This is a genomic window from Actinoplanes octamycinicus (assembly GCF_014205225.1).
In the GTDB taxonomy this organism is placed as follows: domain Bacteria; phylum Actinomycetota; class Actinomycetes; order Mycobacteriales; family Micromonosporaceae; genus Actinoplanes; species Actinoplanes octamycinicus.
Genome location: NZ_JACHNB010000001.1, coordinates 10035289 through 10055252, shown reverse-complemented (window position 1 = coordinate 10055252; position 19964 = coordinate 10035289). Strand labels below are relative to the sequence as shown.

Annotated in this window: 21 protein-coding genes; 6 read left to right on the top strand and 15 right to left on the bottom strand. The window is 70.8% G+C overall.

What is annotated here, in order from left to right; all coding sequences use genetic code 11:
* Window positions 1-13: 13 nt before the first annotated feature.
* Window positions 14-2533 (top strand): DNA gyrase/topoisomerase IV subunit A, encoded by a 2520-nt coding sequence (locus BJY16_RS45635; protein WP_185046056.1) that lies wholly within the window; start codon window positions 14-16, stop codon window positions 2531-2533.
* A gap of 216 nt (window positions 2534-2749) precedes the next feature.
* On the opposite strand, the gene BJY16_RS45630 is transcribed toward BJY16_RS45635, so the two are convergent.
* The 3 genes from BJY16_RS45630 to BJY16_RS45620 form a co-directional block, all read right to left on the bottom strand.
* Complete coding sequence (locus tag BJY16_RS45630) at window positions 2750-3196, bottom strand: hypothetical protein (protein ID WP_185046055.1); 447 nt, start codon at window positions 3194-3196, stop codon at window positions 2750-2752.
* Window positions 3197-3304: 108 nt separating this feature from the next.
* Window positions 3305-3970 (bottom strand): HAD domain-containing protein, encoded by a 666-nt coding sequence (locus BJY16_RS45625; protein WP_221502121.1) that lies wholly within the window; start codon window positions 3968-3970, stop codon window positions 3305-3307.
* A gap of 4 nt (window positions 3971-3974) precedes the next feature.
* Window positions 3975-4418, bottom strand: coding sequence for a MarR family winged helix-turn-helix transcriptional regulator (locus tag BJY16_RS45620; protein ID WP_239176882.1), 444 nt, complete (start codon window positions 4416-4418; stop codon window positions 3975-3977).
* A gap of 75 nt (window positions 4419-4493) precedes the next feature.
* On the opposite strand from BJY16_RS45620, the gene BJY16_RS45615 reads away from it, so the two are divergent.
* Window positions 4494-4868, top strand: a complete 375-nt coding sequence (locus BJY16_RS45615; RefSeq protein WP_185046054.1) for a cupin domain-containing protein — start codon at window positions 4494-4496, stop codon at window positions 4866-4868.
* 93 nt (window positions 4869-4961) lie between these two features.
* Here BJY16_RS45615 and BJY16_RS45610 read toward each other — a convergent pair whose 3' ends face one another.
* From BJY16_RS45610 to BJY16_RS45560, 11 genes are all read right to left on the bottom strand, one after another.
* Window positions 4962-5915, bottom strand: a complete 954-nt coding sequence (locus BJY16_RS45610) for an aldo/keto reductase (RefSeq protein WP_185046052.1) — start codon at window positions 5913-5915, stop codon at window positions 4962-4964.
* A 41-nt stretch (window positions 5916-5956) separates the two neighbouring features.
* A complete protein-coding gene (locus tag BJY16_RS45605) occupies window positions 5957-6157 on the bottom strand; it encodes a hypothetical protein (protein WP_185046050.1) in 201 nt (66 codons plus the stop codon).
* Window positions 6158-6203: 46 nt separating this feature from the next.
* Window positions 6204-7034 (bottom strand): class I SAM-dependent methyltransferase, encoded by an 831-nt coding sequence (locus BJY16_RS45600; RefSeq protein ID WP_185046048.1) that lies wholly within the window; start codon window positions 7032-7034, stop codon window positions 6204-6206.
* Window positions 7031-8440, bottom strand: coding sequence for a GH1 family beta-glucosidase (locus BJY16_RS45595; protein WP_185046046.1), 1410 nt, complete (start codon window positions 8438-8440; stop codon window positions 7031-7033). Before BJY16_RS45595 ends, BJY16_RS45600 begins: the two co-directional genes overlap by 4 nt.
* Window positions 8400-9377: an ABC transporter ATP-binding protein gene (locus BJY16_RS45590; RefSeq protein WP_185046044.1), complete on the bottom strand. Its 978-nt coding sequence runs from the start codon at window positions 9375-9377 to the stop codon at window positions 8400-8402. Before BJY16_RS45590 ends, BJY16_RS45595 begins: the two co-directional genes overlap by 41 nt.
* On the bottom strand, window positions 9377-10411 hold the full coding sequence (locus BJY16_RS45585) for an ABC transporter permease (protein ID WP_185046041.1): 1035 nt from the start codon (window positions 10409-10411) through the stop codon (window positions 9377-9379). The genes BJY16_RS45590 and BJY16_RS45585 overlap by 1 nt, the downstream gene beginning before the upstream one ends.
* 4 nt (window positions 10412-10415) lie before the next feature.
* Window positions 10416-11396 carry an ABC transporter permease gene (locus BJY16_RS45580; RefSeq protein WP_185046039.1) on the bottom strand — a complete coding sequence of 327 codons (981 nt, stop codon included), beginning with the start codon at window positions 11394-11396 and terminating at the stop codon, window positions 10416-10418.
* The gene (locus BJY16_RS45575; protein ID WP_185046036.1) at window positions 11393-12448 is read right to left on the bottom strand and encodes an ABC transporter ATP-binding protein; all 1056 of its coding nucleotides are present in this window, start codon (window positions 12446-12448) and stop codon (window positions 11393-11395) included. The genes BJY16_RS45580 and BJY16_RS45575 overlap by 4 nt, the downstream gene beginning before the upstream one ends.
* Before the next feature lie 74 nt (window positions 12449-12522).
* Window positions 12523-14208, bottom strand: a complete 1686-nt coding sequence (locus BJY16_RS45570; protein WP_185046034.1) for an ABC transporter substrate-binding protein — start codon at window positions 14206-14208, stop codon at window positions 12523-12525.
* A gap of 150 nt (window positions 14209-14358) precedes the next feature.
* A complete protein-coding gene (locus tag BJY16_RS45565) occupies window positions 14359-15363 on the bottom strand; it encodes a LacI family DNA-binding transcriptional regulator (RefSeq protein ID WP_185046033.1) in 1005 nt (334 codons plus the stop codon).
* Between the two features lie 155 nt (window positions 15364-15518).
* Window positions 15519-16382, bottom strand: coding sequence for an NAD-dependent protein deacetylase (locus tag BJY16_RS45560; protein WP_185046032.1), 864 nt, complete (start codon window positions 16380-16382; stop codon window positions 15519-15521).
* Window positions 16383-16478: 96 nt separating this feature from the next.
* Between BJY16_RS45560 and BJY16_RS45555 the strand changes: the two genes are divergently transcribed.
* The 3 genes from BJY16_RS45555 to BJY16_RS45545 all read left to right on the top strand — a co-directional run bounded on the left by BJY16_RS45555 (window position 16479) and on the right by BJY16_RS45545 (window position 18733).
* Entirely contained in the window at window positions 16479-16802 is a 324-nt protein-coding gene (locus BJY16_RS45555) for a hypothetical protein (RefSeq protein ID WP_185046030.1), read from the top strand.
* 93 nt (window positions 16803-16895) lie between these two features.
* A complete protein-coding gene (locus BJY16_RS45550; protein WP_185046027.1) occupies window positions 16896-17591 on the top strand; it encodes a hypothetical protein in 696 nt (231 codons plus the stop codon).
* Window positions 17592-17686: 95 nt separating this feature from the next.
* Window positions 17687-18733, top strand: a complete 1047-nt coding sequence (locus tag BJY16_RS45545; RefSeq protein WP_185046025.1) for an App1 family protein phosphatidate phosphatase — start codon at window positions 17687-17689, stop codon at window positions 18731-18733.
* 4 nt (window positions 18734-18737) lie between these two features.
* Here BJY16_RS45545 and BJY16_RS45540 read toward each other — a convergent pair whose 3' ends face one another.
* Window positions 18738-18908, bottom strand: a complete 171-nt coding sequence (locus tag BJY16_RS45540; protein ID WP_185046023.1) for a hypothetical protein — start codon at window positions 18906-18908, stop codon at window positions 18738-18740.
* Window positions 18909-18925: 17 nt separating this feature from the next.
* Here BJY16_RS45540 and BJY16_RS45535 point away from each other — a divergent pair, with 17 nt between their 5' ends.
* Entirely contained in the window at window positions 18926-19576 is a 651-nt protein-coding gene (locus BJY16_RS45535) for a hypothetical protein (RefSeq protein WP_185046021.1), read from the top strand.
* Window positions 19577-19964: the final 388 nt, after the last annotated feature.

Here is a 19964-nt window from a genome sequence, read left to right as displayed (position 1 = left end):
AGGTCCGCAAGCCATGGCACGCCGCAAATCCGAGAACCGCGTCGACCTGTCCGCGTTCGATCAGGCCGGCGCCCGGGTCATCGACAACCCGCTCACCACCGAGGTCGAGGACTCCTATCTGGAGTACGCGTACTCGGTGATCCACTCCCGGGCCCTGCCGGACGCCCGGGACGGCCTGAAACCGGTGCACCGGCGGATCCTCTGGTCGATGTCCGAGCAGGGTCACCGCCCCGATCGGGCGTATGTGAAGTCGGCCCGCGTCGTCGGTGACGTGATGGGTAAGTACCACCCGCACGGCGACGTGGCGATCTACGACGCGCTGGTCCGGCTCGCCCAGGACTTCTCGCTGAACACGCCGCTGATCGACGGCCACGGCAACTTCGGCTCACCGGACGACGGCCCGGCCGCCGCGCGGTACACCGAGGCGCGGATGTCGCGTGAGGCGATGCTGCTGGTCGGCGAGCTCGGCGAGGGCACCGTCGACTTCAAGCCGACCTATGACGGCTCCGACTCCGAGCCCAAGGTGCTCCCGGCGGCCTTCCCGAACCTGCTGGTCAACGGCACGTCCGGGATCGCGGTCGGGATGGCGACCAACATGATCCCGCACAACCTGGGCGAGGTGGTGGCGGCCGCCCAGCACCTGATCACCCACCCGGAGGCCGACCTCGACCAGCTGATGCGCTTCGTGCCCGGCCCCGACCTGCCCACCGGCGGTCAGCTGCTCGGGCTCGACGAGGTGCGCCGGGCGTACGAGACCGGTCGCGGCGTGGTCCGGATCCGGGCCCGGGCGCAGACCGGCCTGCTCGAGGGCGGTCGCGGGCGGCAGGCGATCACGGTCACCGAGCTGCCCTACGGGATCGGCGCCGAGAAGATCATCGAGGCGATCACCGACGAGGTGAAGGGCAAGATGATCACCTCGGGGCCGCGGCGCGGGCAGCGGCAGGCGGCCCGGCTGCAGGGCATCGCCGACGTCAAGGACCTCACCGACCGGGAGCACGGCACCCGGCTGGTGATCGAGTGCAAGGTCGGCGTCAACCCGCAGGCGCTGCTCGCCGACCTCTACCGGCTCACCCCGCTGGAGAGCTCGTTCGGTATCAACAACCTCGTGCTGGTCGACGGGCAGCCGCGCACGCTCGGGCTCAAGGCGCTGCTCGAGGTGTTCGTCCAGCACCGCTACGACGTGGTGACCCGCCGGACGACGTACCGGCGGACCAAGCGCGAGGACCGGCTGCACCTGGTCGACGGCCTGCTGATCGCCCTGATCGACATCGACCGGGTGGTCGCCATCATCCGGGCCAGCGACGACGCGGCCGCGGCCAAGGCGTCGCTGATGAGCGAGTTCGGGCTCAGCGACATCCAGGCGACCTACATCCTGGACACCCCGCTGCGCCGGCTCACCCGGTTCGACCGGATCGAGCTGGAGACCGAGCAGGAGCGGCTGCGCGCCGAGATCGCCGAGCTGAGCCGGATCCTGGACAACGAGGACGTGCTCAAGCAGGTCGTCTCGGACGAGCTGGCCGAGGTGGCCACCGAGTTCGGCCGGCCGCGGCACACCACGCTGATCGACGGCGACCTCAAGGAGGTGCTCGCCGCCTCGGTGCCGGCCGGGCCGCTCGAGGTGGCCGACGACCCGTGCCAGATCATCCTGTCCGCCACCGGCCTGATCGCCCGGACGGCCGCGGAGAGCGAGGAGTCGACCGAGGCGCGTAAGCGCAGCGGCCGGGTCAAGCACGACACGGTCCGCGCGATCATCCACGCCACCGCCCGTGGCCGGATCCTGCTGATCACCAACCGGGGCCGGGCGTTCAAGACCGACGTGCTGCCGCTGCCGGTGCTGCCCGAGCAGTCCGGCACGGTGTCGCTGCGCGGCGGCATGTCCGCCTCCGAGCTGGTTCCGCTGGAGAAAGGCGAGAAGGTCGTCGGCCTGGCGCCGCTGACCGCCGGCGACTCGCCCGGCATCGCGCTGGGCACCCGGCAGGGCGTGGTGAAGGTGTGCGCGCCGGAGTGGCCGGTGCGCTCCGACGAGTTCGAGGTGATCACCCTCAAGGAGGGTGACGAGTTGCTGCAGGCGACCTGGCTCACCGACGGGGCGGAGTCGCTGGTCTTCATCACCTCGGACGCGAACCTGCTGCGGTTCCCGGCCAAGCTGGTCCGGCCGCAGGGCCTCAAGGGCGGTGGCATGGCCGGGGTCAACCTGGCGCCCGGGGCCACGGTGATCTCGTTCCAGGCGGTGGTCACGTCGGACACCACGCACGGCGAGCCGATGGTGGTCACCTCGACCGGCACCCAGGTGAAGGTGTCGCCGTTCGCGTCCTACCCGGCGAAAGGCCGGGCCACCGGCGGGGTCCGGGTGCAGCGGTTCCTCAAGGGCGAGACGGAGCTGGTGGTGGCCTGGGTCGGGCCGCGGCCGGTGGGCGCCAGCAACACCGGCGACCCGGTCGAGCTGCCCGAGCCGGACGCGCGGCGGGACGGCTCCGGCGCGGCGGTGATCATGGGCCCGCAGCTCATCGGCCACCACATCGAGCGCGACTGACAGAGACGGCCCGCCGCGAGGCGGGCCGTCCCCCGGCTGGCGCCCGGCATCAGCGTCAGGCGGCCGGCGGAAAGGCCAGATGTCAGGGGTCCGGATGGGGCCGAGGAAAGGCCAGATGTCAGGGGTCCGGATGGGGCCGACGGAAAGACCAGATGCCAGGGGCCCGGAGAGGGGCCTTCGGAAAGACCAGATGTCAGGGGTCCGGCAGGACAGACCCTAGGCGACCGGTGCCTGGTGCAGGACGCCGGCGAGCGCCTCGGCGTTCTTCTTGTCGACGCGGGGGAAGGTCAGGGCGACCCCGTCGCCGGCGGTGCCGAACGCGATCCGGACCAGGCTGACCACGCCCCACTTGACCTCGGCCAGCGCCAGCTGGTGACGCGGCACCTCGGCGAGGATCTTCTTGCCCGGGCCGCCGAGGAACCAGGTCTGGGTCAGGAAGATCATCCGGTGGGTGGTCAGCACCACGAACTGCTTGCTGCTGGAGGAGAGGGCGGCGCCCAGCGAACCGGCCCCCTCGGCGATCAGTGCCTGCTTGGCGATCGCGCCGAACCGGCCCGAGGTGAAGCTGCCGACCTGCGCGCGGGTGCCGGTGACCGGCTGCTCGCCGGGCATCAGGAACGGCGCGATCAGCTCGAACGCTCGGGCTTGCAGCTTCAGGTTCATCGGATCTCCCGCCGGGGTTCTGCCTGGTCAGCGGGGGATGCTACCGATCTTGAAGGGTCTGGTCGAGAGGTGGCCGGGAACTGAGGCCGGTCCGGAGGTGGCCGGCAATCAAGGGTGTGGCCGCGAGGTGACCAGGAACTGCTCGACGGCGTCGAGGTGTTCGGGTTGCAGGCCGCGGTTCGGGCGGGGCGTGATCAGCAACGTGCGGCCCAGCCGGGGCAGCTCCTCGTGCGCGGCCGGCGGGATGTCGGCGTCGTCGGTCCAGATCAGCGGGCGCCCGGCGGCCAGCACCCGACGGGCGGCGGCCAGCTTGGCGGCGGCGGCCTCCGGCTGGTGCAACTCGTCGGTCCAGCACGGCTCCAGGCGGGGCAGGGCGAAGAGACGCTCCAACTGCTCGGACTGCGGGCACCAGGTGGTGCACCAGCGGATCTCCACGGCGCCGGAGCGATGGATCGCCCGGATCCGGTCGAGCAGGGCCGGCGCCCAGCGCATCAGGAACCCGGTGCCGGCGGCGTAGGCCATGGCGCGGCGTGGTGCGGCGCCCCAGCCGGGCCGGTTCGCGTTGAGCACCCCGTCGACGTCGAGCAGCCAGACGGGCCGCATCCGTGCCGTCGTGGCGGAGGGCGAGGCGGCGGCCGGGTCCGGGCGCAGCGTGGTGAAGGTGGCGGTCGGCTCAGAGCTCGGTGTGGTGAAGGTGGCGGTCGGCTCAGAGCTCGGTGTGGTGAAGCTGGCGGTCGGCTCAGGGCTCGGCGTGGTGGAAGTGGCGGGCGGCATGCGCTTACCAGGTGGGGCGGATGCGGCCGGGGACGGTGAGCCGGGACAGGGCGGCCCGGATGGTGGCGAGCTGTTCCGGGCCGATGGCGTCGGCCCACGGGCGTAGCGCCTCCTCGGCGGCCGCGTCGGCGGCGCGGGTGCAGGCCCATCCCCGCTCGGTCAGGGTGAGCAGCCGGGCGCGGGCGTCGACCGGGTGCGGGCGGCGCGCGACGTACCCCTTGCGGACCAGCTCGTCGGCCATCTGACTGGCCGCCTGCTTGGTGACGCCGAGGTGCTCGGCGAGGTCGACGACGGTCGCGCCGTCCGGAGCCAGCCGGACGAAGGCGAAGCCGTGGGCCGGGCGCAGGTCGGCGAATCCGCGGGCCCGGACCCCCGCGTCGATCGCGTCGACCAGGGCGGAAGCGGCGCCGAGCAGCAGCACCGGCAGGTCCAGAAGATCACGTCGCACGGAAACAGTTTGACACGGCGGTCAAGTTGCTTGACTGTTTGGTCAAGCAGCTTGACCAAATATCGGGGAGGAAACATGGCGATCCATCGCCAGAGCGAGGCGGTCACGCACCGCCTGCACGGTTCGGTCTTCCATTCGTACGTTTCTCCGTCCGCCGGCAGCGAGCAGCTCTGCGCGTGGCGGCTGGAGATCGCCGGCGGGACCGAGGGAGTCCGGCACCGGCTGGACCGGGAGGAGGTGTTCCTGATGCTCGCCGGCCGGGTCCGGGTGTTCCTGGACGGCGTGGTCGAGGAGATCGCCGCCGGGGATGTGCTGCGGGTGCCGGTCGGCGCCGAGTTCGGCTTGGACAACCCGGGGCCGGATCCGGCCGAGGTCTGGGTGACCACCAGCGTCGGCCTCAAGGCCACCCTGCCGGACGGCTCGGTGATCAGCCCACCCTGGGTGAACTGACCACCGACCGGCCGCGACCCGAAAAAGCCGCGCCGAAAAGGCGATCAGACGGCGCGGGCCGAAAGGTGACCAGACGGCGCGGGCCGGAAAGGGTCAAAGAGCGGAGCGCAGGGCCCAGAGCGCGTCCATCTCGGACTCCGGCAGCGGCCCTGCCGCCTCCGCCGCGAGACACTCGTCCAGCTCGGCGCGGTTCTTCACGCCGAGCACCACGGTCGACACCCCGGGCACGGTGAGCGCGTACCGATGGGCCAGCGCCGCCGGCGTGGTGCCCAGCTCCGCGGCGAGCTTGCGGAACGGCTCGGCCCGGGCGAAGTCGACGGCCGCCGGGTGGCCGGCCGGCACCGTACGGTCAAGGCTCGCGGTCAGTGACCCGGCCGCGACCGCGCGGATGCCGACCACCTGCACCCCCTGGGTGGTGGCGGAGCGGATCAGCTCGTCGGTGCGTGGCCGTGCCTCGGGGAAGAACCACAGGTCACCGTTCATGTCGAGCGGGTTGACCACGATCTGCGCGGCGTCCGGCGCCGGGCTGCCGGCGAAGGCGGCGAGCACGCTGTCCGGGTGGCCGACCGCGGTGATGCCCCAGGCCCGGATCCGGCCGGCGTCGCGCAGCCGCTCGAACTCCTCGACCGCCTCGCGGTACCCGTCCAGCCCGATCGAGCCGGGGTGCGGCGCGTCGGTGCGGATCTGGGTGTGCAGCAGCAGGAGATCGAGGTGGTCGCGGCCGATCCGGCTCAGGCTGCCGTCCAGGCTGCGCCGGATGCGGGCCGCGAAGTCGCGCTCGGTGTCGTCGACCAGCTGCACCTTCGAGGTGATCAGCAGGTCGGCGCCGGGCCGGGAGCGGAGGGCCTCGCCGGCCGCCCGCTCCGACTCGAAGTCGTCGCCGTAGGAGGGCGCCAGGTCCAGCATGGTGATGCCGGCGTCCAGCGCGGCGTGGACGGTGGCGACCGCCTCACGCCGGTCGGTCGAGCCCCAGACGGCGCCGATGCCGCCGCCGCCCAGGGTGAGTGCGCTGATCCGGCCGAGTCGTCCGAAGTTCCTCATCTGCATGCGGACGACGCTAGGACCTGGAGTGCACTCCAGCTCAAGACCTATTTGCTGGGCTGCGGGACCTCGCACTTGATCTTCGGGTTGAGGCCCAGGTAGTTGAGCGGCCCGGCGATCGTGGTGATGATGACGGTGCCGGCCTTGGCGCAGCTCGCGTCGCCGGTGTCCTTGAAGTAGCCGCGCTGGAACGCGGCGAACAAGCCGATCAGAAGCCAGATGACGATTAGTGCGCTGCCGATGCGCATCGAGAGCCTCCCGCAGATCCTTCGGATGCGCGGCAGGTACCCGGTTTCAGGCGCTCGGTAAACGGACCGCCTGCAGCGTGTAGGTGTGCGGCAGCCGCTCCGGGCGCTCGGCCAGCTGCCATTCCCCGTTGTCCAGCTGCCGCATCCGGCCGGGCAGCGCGTTCCACGGCACGCTCTGGTGTTCCACCAGACCGGTCAAGGTCAGACCCGCTTCCAGTACGGCCGTCACGATCTCGCCCAGCCCGTGGTTCCACTCGTGCGTGACGGTGTGGACGAACTGGTGATCGGTGTCGACGTAGGTGCCCGGCTCGTCGTAGATCTGCGGCTCGGCCTGCTCGAAGTACGGCTCGCCGAGCGCGATCACCCCGTCCGTCCGGTCGTAGTCGCACGCCCACAGCACCGGGTGCCCCTCCCGGAGGAACAGCCGGCCGCCGGGCGCGAGCAGCGACGCCACGGTGCGCGCCCAGCGCTTGATGTCGGGCAGCCAGCCGAGCGCCCCGATCCCGGTGAAGACCAGGTCGAAGTCGCCGTCCAGCACGTCCCGGGCGGCGTAGACGTCGCTCTGCACGTACTCGATGTCGGCGCCGGCCAGCTCGGCCAGCCGCCGGGCCTGCTTCAGCGACTCGCCGGAGAAGTCCAGGCCGGTCATCCGGGCGCCGAGCCGGGACAGCGAGAGCGTGTCGGTGCCGATGTGGCACTGCAGGTGCACGGCTCGCCGCCCGGCCACGTCGCCGAGCAGCGGCAGGTCGAAGCGGACCACGTCGCTCAGGTGTGCCGGGTCCTCGGCGAACCGGCGGAAGCCGTAGTCGGCCGAGGCGGCGTGTGCCCCGGCCCGCTCGTCCCAGTTGGCGCGGTTGACAGTCAGGTAGTCGCTCACGCGCCGGAGCGTATGCGGTCGGAGAACCACAGCGCACTCTGTTTCGGCGTCCGTCGCTGCGTCGCGTAGTCGACCGCGACCAGGCCGAACCGGCGGCGGTAGCCCTCCGCCCACTCGAAGTTGTCCATCAGCGACCAGGCGAAGTAGCCGCGCACGTCGGCGCCCTGGTCGCGGGCCGCGAGCGCGGCCTCGACGTGCGCCTTCAGGTACGCCGTCCGCTCCTCGTCGGCGACGTAGCCGTCCGGGTCGGGATGGTCGTCGTAGACCGCCCCGTTCTCGGTGACCGCGAGCGGCAGGCCGTACTCCCGGTGCAGGCGCAGCAGCAGCGTGGTGAACCGGTCCGGGGTGACCGGCCAGCCCATCGCGGTCTCCGGCGCGTCCGGCTTGATCTCCCGGACGATCGCCCGGCCGGTCGCGTCGTGGGTGTTGCCCCGCTCGTCGCGGCCGCTGAAGTCCTGTCCGAAGTAGAAGTTGACGCCCAGCACGTCCGGCTTCCGCTTGATGATCTCCAGGTCGCCGTCCCGGATCGGCAGCAGGTGGCCGTGGTCGGCGAGGACCGAGACGGGGTAGTGGCCGTGGACCAGCGGGTCCAGGAAGATCCCGGCGACGTTGTCGTGGGCGCGCCGGCCGGCGGCGATGTCCACCGGGTCGTCGGTGTGCGGGGTGGCGGTGCCGATGTTGAGCGCGATGCCGACCGAGTTGTCGGCACTCTTCACGACGTCGTAGGCCAGGCCGTGTCCGAGCAGCAGATGGTGGGTGGCGGCCAGCGCGTCCGGGAAGGAGCGCCGGCCGGGAGCGTGCACCCCGTGCTCGTACCCGAGATAGGCCACGCACCACGGCTCGTTCAGCGTCTGCCAGTTCGTCACCCGGTCCCGCAACCGGTCGGAGACCAGCCGCGAGAAGTCCGCGAACCGGTACGGCGTGTCCCGGTGCGGCCACCCGCCGGCGTCCTCCAGCTCCTGCGGCAGGTCCCAGTGGTAGAGCGTCAGCCACGGTTCGATGCCGTTGGCCAGCAGCTCGTCGACCAGCCGGTCGTAGAAGTCCAGACCGGGCTGGTTCGCCGGCCCGCGCCCGCCCGGCTGCACCCGGGTCCAGGACACCGAGAACCGGTACGCGTCCACCCCGAGACTCTTGATCAGCTGTACGTCGGACGGCATCCGGTGGTAGTGGTCGCACGCGACGTCGCCGTGCTCGCCGACCACCTCGTGCGCGAACGTGTCCCAGATGGACGGTGTCCGGCCGTCCTCGGCGGCGGCCCCCTCGATCTGGTAGGCCGACGTCGCCACACCCCAGGTGAAACTCACCAGATACCCCTCAACGGAAATAGTGAGGGCCGGTCCCGACGGCAGGGGACCGGCCCTCTGCTCACTCGTGCAGCCAGCAGGCGACCGACCGGTCGCCGCCATGCGGGGTCAGCACGGGAATCTTGTCCGGGCACGGCTCGAAGGCCTTCGGGCACCGGGGGTGGAACGAGCAGCCGGTCGGCATGCCCTTCAGGTCGGGCGGCGAGCCCGGGATGCCGGTCAGCTCCCGGCGCGGCCCGCGCAGCGCCGGGAACGACCCGAGCAGACCCTTCGAGTACGGGTGCAGCGCGTCCTTGTAGATCGCCGCGGCCGGCGCCTCCTCGACGATCCGCCCGCCGTACATGATCGCGATCCGGTTGGAGAACTCCACCAGCAGCGACAGGTCGTGGGTGATGAAGATGACCGAGAAGCCGAGCCGCTCGCGCAGCTCGATCAGCTGGCCGAGGATCTGCCGCTGCATCACCACGTCGAGCGCGGTGGTCGGCTCGTCCATGATCACCACCTGCGGCTGCAGGATCAGTGCCATGCCGATCATCACGCGCTGCCGCATGCCGCCGGAGAGCTGGTGCGGGTAGGCGTCCATCCGGTCGGCGGCGATCCCGACCAGCTTGAGCATCTCCCGGGCCCGGGCGGTGCGCTCCGCCTCGGTCATCTCCGGCCGGTGGGCCCGGAGCACGTCGGTGAGCTGGACCGAGATCTTGTGCACCGGGTTCAGCGAGTTCATCGCGCCCTGGAAGACGATCGCCGTCTCGGCCCAGCGGAAGCCGCGCAGCTCGCGGTCGCTGAGGCTGAGCACGTCGTACGGCTCGCCCTCCTCGGGGTGGTAGATCACCTCGCCGCCGGTGATCACGCCGGGCGGCGGGAGCAGCCGGGTCATCCCGTACGCCAGGGTGGACTTGCCCGAGCCGCTCTCGCCGGCCAGCCCGAGCACCTCGCCGCGGTACAGGGTCAGGTCGACGTCACGGACCGCGCGGACCGCCTGGTCGCCGAGGCCGTAGCCGACGTTCAGACCGCGGATCTCCAGGACCGGCTTGGCCATCAGACCGTCTCCTTCTGCGGGCGGACGACCGGGGTCGCCGTGGTGCTGCTCAGTACCGGGGTGAACCCGATGCGCATCCGTACGGTAGTGCCGGAGGCGGTCTTGATCTTGGTCTTGCCGACGCTGCGCAGGCGCGGGCTGACGAACTCGTCGATCCCGAAGTTGATCAGCGACAGGGCGGTGCCGAGCAGCGCGATCGCCAGACCGGCCGGGATGAACCACCACCACGCCTCGCGGGCGAGCGCCTGCTGGCCCTGCGCCCAGAACAGGATGGTGCCCCAGTTCCAGGTGTTGGCCGAGGCGACGCCGATGAACGCCAGGGTGATCTCGGAGAGCACCGCGAAGATGACCGTGCCGACGAAACCGGAGGCGATCACCGCGGTCAGGTTCGGCATCAGCTCGAAGACGATCACCCGCCAGGTCTTCTCGCCGGTGGCCCGGGACGCGTCGACGAAGTCACGCCGGCGCAGCGACAGCGTCTGCGCGCGCAGCACCCGGGCGTTCCACGACCACGAGGTGAGGCCGATGACCAGCGCGATCAGCCAGTCCTCGGCGTTCTGCAGGGTGGACGTGATGATGATGATCAGCGGCAGGGCCGGGATGACCAGGAAGACGTTGGAGAGCGCGGAGAGGCCCTCGTCGGTCTTGCCGCCCAGGTAGCCGGCGGTCACCCCGATCAGCACCGAGAGCACGGTGGCGACGGTGCCGGCGAAGAAGCCGACGAACATCACGCTGCGGGTGCCTTCCAGCAGCTGGCTGAAGACGTCCTGCCCGAGGTGGGTGGTGCCCAGCCAGTGCTCGCCGGAGGGCGGCTGGAGCAGGTCGTTGCTGCGGGCGCTGGGGTCGTACGGGGCGACCCAGGGGCCGATGATCGCGAACAGCACGTAGACACCGAGCACGATCAGGCCGAGCGCGGCCTTGCGGTTGCTGATGAAGCGGAAGCGCTGCCGCTTGGCCTTCTTCGGGGTGTCCGGCTGCGCCATCGAGCCCTGGCCGGGGATGACCTGCTCGATGCTGGAGGTGGGGATGGTCATCGTCTCAGCCCTCCTTGCGGGTGCGCGGGTCGAGGAGCAGGTACGCCACGTCCGCGAGCAGGTTCGCCACCAGCACCGAGATCGTGATGATCAGGAAGATGCCCTGCATCAGCGGGTAGTCCGTCGCGCCCAGCGCCTGGAAGAGCTGGAAGCCGATGCCCGGGTAGGAGAAGACGATCTCCACCAGCAGCGTGCCGCCGACGATGAAGCCGAGCGACAGCGCGAAGCCGGAGACGTTCGGCAGCAGCGCGTTGCGGGCCGCGTAACTGGTCGCCACCCGCCGGTCGGAGAGTCCCTTGGCGTGCGCCACGGTGATGTAGTCCTCACTGGACACGGTCACCATCATGTTGCGCATGCTCAGGATCCAGCCGCTGACCGAGGAGATCAGGATGGTCAGTGCGGGCAGCAGGCTGTGCCGGATCGCGCTCGGGATGAAGTACTGGTCGAACGCTGGCACCAGGCCGTTGTCGAAGCCGCCGGACGACGGGAAGAAGCTGTCCGGGCCGGTGAGCAGGTAGATCGCGATGATGCCGAGCCAGAAGTAGGGCACCGAGGAGAGGAACGTGGTCACCGGCAGCAGCCCGTCGGCCCACGAGCCGCGCCGCCAGCCGGCCAGGATGCCCAGGCCGGTGCCGAGGAAGAAGCTGATGATCGTGGTGATGCCGACCAGCATCAGCGTCCAGGGCAGGCTCTTCGAGATGATCTCCGAGACCGGGGTCGGGAAGAACGTGAAGGACAGGCCCAGGTCACCGTGCAGCAGCTGGTTCCAGTAGTCCAGGTACTCCTGCCAGAGGCTCTTGTTCTCGTCCAGGCCGAACAGCACGTACAGCGAGTCGACCGCCTCGGTGCTGATCTGGCCCTGGAACTTGGTGATCAGCGACTGCACCGGGTCACCGGGGATCAGGCGCGGGATGAAGAAGTTCAGCGTGATCGCGGCCCAGGCGGTGAACAGGTAGAACGCCAGGCGTTGCAGGAGATACTTCACTTGGCCACCTCGTCACGGTCGTACAGCCAGCAGGCGGCCCAGTGGCCGGGCGCGTCGCCGATCTGCAGGGGGACCGGCAGGTCGGTGCGGCAGCGCTCCATCGCGGCCGGGCAGCGCGGGTGGAACCGGCAGCCGGCCGGCGGGCGGATCAGGCTCGGCGGTTCGCCGTTGCCGGCGTCCTTGCCTTCGGCGTCGGACAACCCGGCGAGCCGGTCCGGGTCCGGCGCGGATTCGATCAGCAGTCTGGTGTACGGGTGAGCCGGCGACTGTGTCACCGTCTCGCTGTCGCCACCCTCGACCATCCGGCCGGCGTACATGACCATCGTCTCGTCGGCGAAGTACCGGGCCGACGCGATGTCATGGGTGATGTAGAGGATCGCCAGGTTCAGCCGGTCCCGCAGGTCCCGCAGCAGGTTCAGCACCCCGAGCCGGATCGACACGTCCAGCATGGACACCGGCTCGTCGGCGAGCAGCGCCTCGGGCTGCGCGCCGAGTGCCCGGGCGATCGCCACGCGCTGACGCTGGCCACCGGAGAGCTCGTGCGGGAACTTGTCCAGGTACCGTTCCGGCGGGGTCAGCTGCACCCGCTCCAGCAGATCGGTGAGCGCCCGCTCCAGGTCCTGCTCGGTCTTGCCGGCGTTGTCGTGGATCTTCAACGACCGGGTCAGGTGGTACCGGATGGTGTGCGTCGGGTTCAGCGACGCGAACGGGTCCTGGAAGATCATCTGAACCTGGGAGCAGTATCGGCGGAACGCCGCTCCTCCCTTGACCTTGGTCGTCTCGCCGTGCAGCCGGATGTCCCCGCCGGTGCGGGGGTAGAGCTGGGCGAGCAACCGGGCGATGGTGGACTTGCCCGAGCCGGACTCGCCGACCAGGGCCACCACTTTGCCGCGGCGGAGAGTGAGGTTCACGTCATCGACGGCGTGGACCGCGTCTTTCCGATTCGAGAACAGGTCGCGCAGCTTCCGGCGGACGGGGAAGTGCTTGGTCAGGCCGATCGCCTCAAGCACCACCTCGCCGGCCGGCGCTTTCGCGTCGGGAATCGACGTCATGCCGGTGTCCTTTTAGAGCAGCGAGCAGGGAGGGGCGGGCGCCCCGGAGGTCCGGGGCGCCCGCGGTCAGGCGATCAGGAGCCGGCGGGCTTGAGGTGCATGATGACGTCGAGCGCGCCGGACTGGGTGGGCTGCATCGGGGCGTACGGGTCCGCGTCCGTGGGCCAGCCGATCCAGTTCTTGGTGCTGTACGCGCCACCGACGTTGTCCGAGCCGATCGGCAGCATCGGGGCCTGCTCCACGAAGATCTTCTGCAGCGTGGCCAGGGCGGTGGTGCGGGCGGCGTCGTCGGTCGCGTTGGCGTAGGCCTTCAGCGCGGCGGTCGCCTCGGGGCTCTGGAAGCGGCCGAAGTTGCCCTGCTGGGCCAGCGTGCCCAGCGGCTTGTAGAGGTCGCCGTCCATCACCGTCTGGTAGATGTCGAACGGCGTCGAGCCACCGTTGGTCCAGCGCATGACGGCGCCGAAGTCGCCCTTCTGGACGTTCTGGTCCCAGACGTTCTGGTTCGGCTTGGCGACCGTGGCGGCGATGCCGATCTCGGCCAGGTTGCTCTTGATGATCTCCAGCGTGGTCTGGTAGTCCGACCACGGCGCCGGGTCGCTCAGCTCGATGGTGACCGGCTTGCCGGTCTTGTCCTTCAGCGTGGTGCCGTCCAGCTTGTAGCCGGCCTCCTGCAGCAGCGCCTTGGCGCCGGGCACGTCGACCGAGAACTTCTTGCCCTTGTACGCGTCGGTGATGTACGCGTCACCCGCGCCCTCCGGCAGACCCGTGACGCTCTTCAGCTCCGGGTGGAAGTAGCCGGCCTCGGCCTGGTTGAAGATGTCCGCCCGGTTGATGACCATGTTCATCGCCTGGCGCAGCTTCGGGTCGTCGAACGGCTTGCGGGTGGTGTTGATGTAGAGGCCGTGGATGCCCAGCACGCCCGGCGCCCAGACCTTGTTGTTCTGCGGGTCCTTGGAGACGAAGACCTGCTGGTAGTCCGGGATGAAGACGAAGCTCCACTCGGACGCGCCGGTGGCCAGCGCGGTGGTCTGCGCGTTGTTGTCGGCGTACGAGGTGTACCGAAGTTCCTTGATGGCCGGCTTGTCCTGCCAGTAACCGCTCTCCCGGCGCTCGAGCACGATGCCCTGCTGGCTGAACGACTTCAGGGTGTACGGCCCGCTGCCGACCGGCTGCTTGATCGGGTCGGTCGCCGGGTCGGCGATCTTCTCCCAGACGTGCTTCGGCACGATCGGGATCTGGCTGATGATCTTGTGCCACGCGGTGAACTGGGACGACTTAAAGGTGATCTTCACCTTGTCGCCGTTCACGGTGACCTGATCGATCGGGAGGGCGAAGATGTTCAGCGCCTCCTTCTCCTTGATCAGGTTGAAGGTGTAGGCCACGTCCTCGGCGGTCAGCTTCTGTCCGTCGGACCAGGTGGCGTTGTCCCGGATGGTCACGTCGAGCGCCTTGTAGTCGGTCGCCCAGGTGATCTCCTTGGCCAGCCACGGCTTCGCGGGCTCGGCCGGCTTGACGTTGTTCCACATGCCGAGGGGCTCGTACATGACCCAGCGGTAGCCCAGCGAGGAGGCGGCCGCGGTGCCGAGGAACGGGTTGTTGCTCTCGGTCACGGTGCCGTTCGGCATGCCGATCGCGAGGAAGTCGGCGCCCTTGCTGTTGGCGCTGTTCTTGTTGTCGTTCGGCGAGTCACCGCACGCGGCCAGGCCGCCCGTAACGAGCACGCCTGCCAGGGCGGCCGCGAACAGCTTCCTTCTCTGCATCGGAGAATCTCCTCGGATAGCGAATTGTCGGGTGAGAGGGGTGCCCGGAGGGCGTGCGGCATCGCGTGACCGGCGACTGCCGGCCCCGAGGTGCGCGAGGGTGTCCGGCCGGCCCGGTGGCCGGTCGAACGGTCGTCTGTCGGTTCGGAGTTAGGGCTGGGTGGAGGCGCGCACGGTGAAGGTCGCCGGGATCACCGTCGGCCGGTTCGGAAGCGGGGTGCCCTCGAAGTGCGCGAGCAGCGAGCGGGCCGCGGCCTCGCCCATCTCGCGCATCGGCTGGTGCACCGTGGACAGCGGCGGCTGGTGGTGTGCCGCCATCGGGATGTCGTCGAAGCCGACCACCGCGACGTCCTCCGGCACCCGCCGGCCGCTGTCCAGGATGGCCTGCACGGCGCCGAAGGCGCAGAGGTCGTTGTGGCAGAAGACGGCGTCGAAGTCGCGTCCGGCGGCGATCGCCTCCCGGACGCCCTCGACGCCGGCGGCGCGGGTGAAGTCGCCGAGCAGCACGTGCTCGGCCGGAATGGGGTGACCGGCCTCGGCGAAGGCCGAGACGAAGCCGTCGGTGCGCTGAACGGTGCAGCCGAACCGGGACGGCCCGGTGATCACGAGCGGCTTGTGGCGCCCGATCTCCAGCAGGTGCCGGGCCGCGTCGGCCGCACCGCTGTGGTTGGTGGTGCCGACGGTCGGGATCTGCTCGCCGGAGAGCTGGTCCCGGTCGTCGATCAGGACCATCGGCAGGCCCCGGTGGTGCAGGGTCTTGATGTAGTCGAGGGTGCCCTCCGGCTCGATCACCAGCAGGCCGTCGAACGACTTGGCGGCGACCTGCGCGGCGAACTGCCGCATCGAGTCGTCGCCCCGGTTGCAGGTGAACAGCAGCAGGCCGTACTCCTCGGCCTCCAGCACGTCCACCGCGCCCTGCAGCACCTCGCCCATCCAGGGCCAGGTCAGCGAGGGCACCAGCATGCCGACCACCCGGGTGCGGCCACGGGCCAGGTTGACCGCGCGGGCGCTGGGGACGTAGCCGAGCTCGTCGATCACCGCGCGGACCCGCGCCGCGGTCGACTCGTCCAGCTCACCCTTGCCGTTGAGAACCCGGGACACGGTCGTCTTGCTGACCTTGGCCCGAGCCGCCACGTCGGCGATGGTGATCGGCACAGCTCCTCCGAGGTATTGTGTCCGGCCGGTGACGCCGGGGTTCGGAACCGGTTTCGGGACCGGTTTCGGCAGTCAACCCCAGTGAGGGCGGTCACGTCAATGCCCGCGAGATCTATTTAGGTTTCGTTCCGATAACCAGGCGGAACCGGTTTCGTTTACTGCGGCAACAATCGGTACACATCGGTCTCGGCGGCCAGATTGGGGAGGACCACGCCCAGCGGCGCGTCGATCATCAGATCCGCGTACGGCTCGCCGCGGGTGACGCCGCGGTTCACGATCGCCACCCGGACGCCCTGCTTGACGGCGCGCAGCACGAACCGCCGCCCGGACATCACGGTCAGCGAGGAGCCCAGCACCAGCAGCGTGCGCGCGCCAGCGACCAGGTCGAACGCCCGGGAGACCCGGTCGGCCGGGACGGTCTCCCCGAAATACACCACGTCCGGTTTGAGCAGGCCGCCGCAGGCCGCGCAGTCGACCACGGTGAACCCGTCCAGCTCCGCCTCGGCCAGTTCCACGTCGCCGTCCGCGTTCACCGCCGCGGCGACCGCGGTGAAGGCCGGGTTCGCCGCGGTCAGCCGGGTCTCCAGGTCGGCCCGCGGGGTCAGCGCGCCGCAGCCCAGGCAGGTCACCCGGGCCAGGTTGCCGTGCAACTCCACCACGTCCCGGGCGCCGGCCGCCTGGTGCAGGCCGTCCACGTTCTGCGTGATCACGCCGTGCAGCAGGCCGGCCCGCTGCCAGCGGGCCACCGCCCGGTGCCCCTCGTTCGGCCGGGCCAGCCCGATCGTGCGCCAGCCCAGGTGGCTGCGTGCCCAGTACCGGCGGCGGGCCAGCGGATCGCCGGTGAACGCCTGGTACGTCATCGGGGCGTTGCGCCGGGCCGAGCCGGACGGGCCCCGGTAGTCCGGGATGCCGGAGTCGGTGGACAGGCCCGCCCCGCTGAGCACCACCACGCCACCCTCGGCCAGCCAGTCGTCCAGACGGGCCACCTGCTCCACCACCTCGAGGTCCATGACCACCATGGTCCCTCGCCCGGGTGACCGGCGGGGACCACCATCCGGTGGCCGTGACCGGAACGACCCGTGCGCGTTGCGGTGCGCGCCGGTAGGTTGAATCTTGTGACCGCTGAGGCGCAGGAGGCGAACCGTCCGTGGGATGGTCGCCGGTTGCTGCGGTTCCTCACCGGCCTCGCCCTGCTGGCCCTCGCCGTCACCCTGCGCCTGCCCGCCACCGCACCCGCCCCGGTCGCTGAACCGGTCCAGCAGGTGTCCGCGGCCGCTGCCGCGGAGCCGGCTGCCCCGCCTTCCGCAACTCAAGATCAAGAGCTGGCCGAGCCGCCGTGCGACGAACCTGGCCCGGCCGAGCTTCCGGCACTCTCTCCTGCTGACCTGGCCGGCGTCGTCCCGGCTGCCGGCAACCCGCGGGCGCCCCCGGTCCGCTGACACTCTCCGCCGCCGGGCGAGCCACTACGGCCCGTCCCTGGATCAACCGTGTAAGCCGGCCTGTCACAAGTTCCGCTTCTCTGGGGGTGTTCCGTGGATTCCGCATTCCTGAGTTCCATCCCGCAAGCCGTCGGGATCTGGCTGATCATCGTGCTGCTTCTCGCCGTCGCCGCGGCCACCGTCTCGGTGCCGCGGATCTTCACCGAACCGACCCCGGCCGCCACCGAGCGCGAGCGGTACGCCGAGGAGGTCACCACCGCCGCCCGGCGGGCCGCCGGGACCGCCGCGCGCCGGCGTGCCGAGTGGGAGGCCGCCCAGTCGGCGGTCGACGAGGCCTGGTCGGCGTACGAGAAAGCCGATCGGGACGCCAAGCGGATCGCCGCCGCCGGCGCCTACCCGTTGCTGAGCCGCCGCCGCAAGCCGGGGGAGAACGTCGACCGGCAGCGTTACCTGCACCGCGCCGCCACCGCCCGGTGCCGCTCCCACGACCTGTCGATGGACCAGCTCAACGACGTCCTCGCGCACCGCGGCTGGAATCCCCGGCTGCACCCGGTGGTGCAGGAGTCGGTGCTGGCCCAGGCGGTCCGCGCGCACCGGCTGGCCGACTACTACGCCGCGGTGGAGAGGGAACGGTCGGCCTGGCGCGGCGCCGAGGCGGCCGCCGAGACGCTGCGGGCCCTGCGCGCCGAGGCGATCCAGGCCCCGATGCGGGTGGATGTCCCGGAACCGGTCGATCAGCAGTGGTGGGCCGAGCAATGGACGGCCGCCGAACTCCCCGCCGCGGCGTGACGTCCATCCTGGAGCCCCTTGTTCACAAGCGGCCCGTAACACCGGCCCGGTAACGTTGCCCCGGCGGGCGGCGTGACCGGGACGGCGAGGAGGAGATGGTGGCGGTAACACCGGCGGAGACGGCGCAGGTGGCTCGGATGCACCGGGCGGCCCTGGTCGAGGACGCCGTGCACCAGATCATCGAGCGCGGTCTGCGTAACCGCGGCTGGAAGCCGTACATCACGGCCTACACCGGTTACGGCGCGCCCGGCTGGGCCCGGGTGATGGGCCGGGTGCTGCTCTCCCGGCCCCGCCTGGTCCGGCGGAAAAGGGAGAAGGTGCGCGGCTGGCGCAGCTTCACCACCACCCCGGTGAGCGGCGCGGTGGTGCGCATCGAGGTGGGCGGCAGCGTCACCGAGACCCGCACCGACCGCAGCGGCTATGTCGACTGCCGGGTCAAGGGCGACCTCGAGCCGGGCTGGGCCACCGTCCGGCTGCACTGCGAGGGCGCCGCCCCGGCCGACGCCCCGATCCGGGTGATCGATCCGGCCGTCCGGTTCGGCCTGATCTCCGACATCGACGACACCGTGATGGTCACCGCGCTGCCGCGGCCGATGCTCGCCGCGTGGAACACGTTCGTACTCGACGAGCACGCCCGGATGGCCGTGCCCGGCATGGCGGTCCTCTACGAGCGTCTGGTGAACGCCAACTCGGGCACCCCGGTGATCTACCTCTCCACCGGCGCGTGGAACGTGGCGCCCACCCTGACCCGCTTCCTCAGCCGGCACCTCTACCCGGCCGGTCCGATCCTGCTCACCGACTGGGGCCCGACCCCGGACCGCTGGTTCCGCAGCGGCCAGGAGCACAAACGCACCACGCTCCGCCGGCTCGCGCAGGAGTTCCCGGACATCAAGTGGCTGCTGGTCGGCGACGACGGCCAGCACGACCAGGAGATCTATTCGGAGTTCGCCCGCGAGCACCCGGACAACGTGGCGGCCGTGGCGATCCGCCGGCTCTCACCCACCCAGGCGGTGCTGGCCGGCGCCATCCCCGGGCCGTCCGAGACGCCCGAGGCGGTGCCGTCCGGCGGCAAGACCTGGTTCTCCGCCCCGGACGGCGCCGGCCTCTGGTCGCTGCTGCGCGACACGGACCTGACTCAGTGAGCGGTCACTCCGGCGCCTCGGCCGGCTGGGCGGCCTCGGCCACCCGCTTGTGCAGCCGGTCGCGGATCTCGTCCGGGGAGTACGCCCGGCGCTTGCGCTCGGCCCGGGCGATCACCGCCCCGGTCGCCGCGACTCCCGCCAGCCCTGCCAGTCCCGCTATCTTCCACCACCGCATCTGCTGAGAATAGACACGTGGTTGCCGACATCAGCCTCGACGAGGCCATCGACCTGACGCGTACGGGTGACATCTGGATCTTCCGGGGCCGCTCCGGCCCGGACCGTGCCATCCAGACCCTCACCAACAGCCCGGTGAACCATGTCGGGATGTCCCTGGTGATCGAGGACATGCCACCGTTGATGTGGCACGCCGAGCTGGGCAAGTCCCTGCCCGACCTGTGGTCCGGCACCTTCCAGCGCGGCGTCCAGCTGCACGACCTGCGCGACGCGGTCACCGTCTGGGCCCGCCGCTACGGCCAGCGCGGCTGGCTGCGCCAGCTGGAGCCGGGTGTCACCCGGGCGATGGAGGACAAGGCGCTCAAGACGGTGGCCCGCCTCGACGGCACCCCGTTCCCGTCCACCTCGCAGCTGGCCTGGCGCTGGGTCCGCGGCCGCGTCCCGCAGATCCGGCCCCCGTGGAAACCTACGGACAACGACCCGGCGACCCTGGAGCGGGCCTACTGCGCCGAGGTGGTCGCGGTGACCTATGAGGACATGGGCCTGCTGCCGCGCACCCGCAAGGCGAACTGGTACGACCCGGGCCGCTTCTGGTCCGGCGACGAGCTGGAGCTCAACGCCGGCTTCACCCTCGGCGACGAGATCTCGGTCCGGGTCCCCGAGGCCTGACCGGCGGTCCCCACCCCAAACCGCCATTCCCCGGTACGACGGCGAGTCCCGTGCCCGCCGGTAGCGCAGTCCCGTGCCCGTCGGTCGCGCCAGGCCACTCCGCCCTCGGACCGCAGCGCCCCACGGTCCCCGGCTGGTCCCTCAGCCCCGCTGAGACACCCGTCACCCCAGCCGGGCGTCTCCCGAAGCGCACAGCACCCCTTCAACCGGGCCCGCCCTCGCGGGTGCGGTGGTGGGCTGGGTCTTACGGGTGTCTCGGGGGTGTGGAGGCACCTCTGTGCGCCAGCTGGCACCGAGAGGGTCTGCGTGCCGGAGTCCGAGCGGTGTGGTGGGGGGCTGGGTCTTACGGGTGTCTCGGGGGTGTGGAGGCACCTCTGTGCGCCAGCCG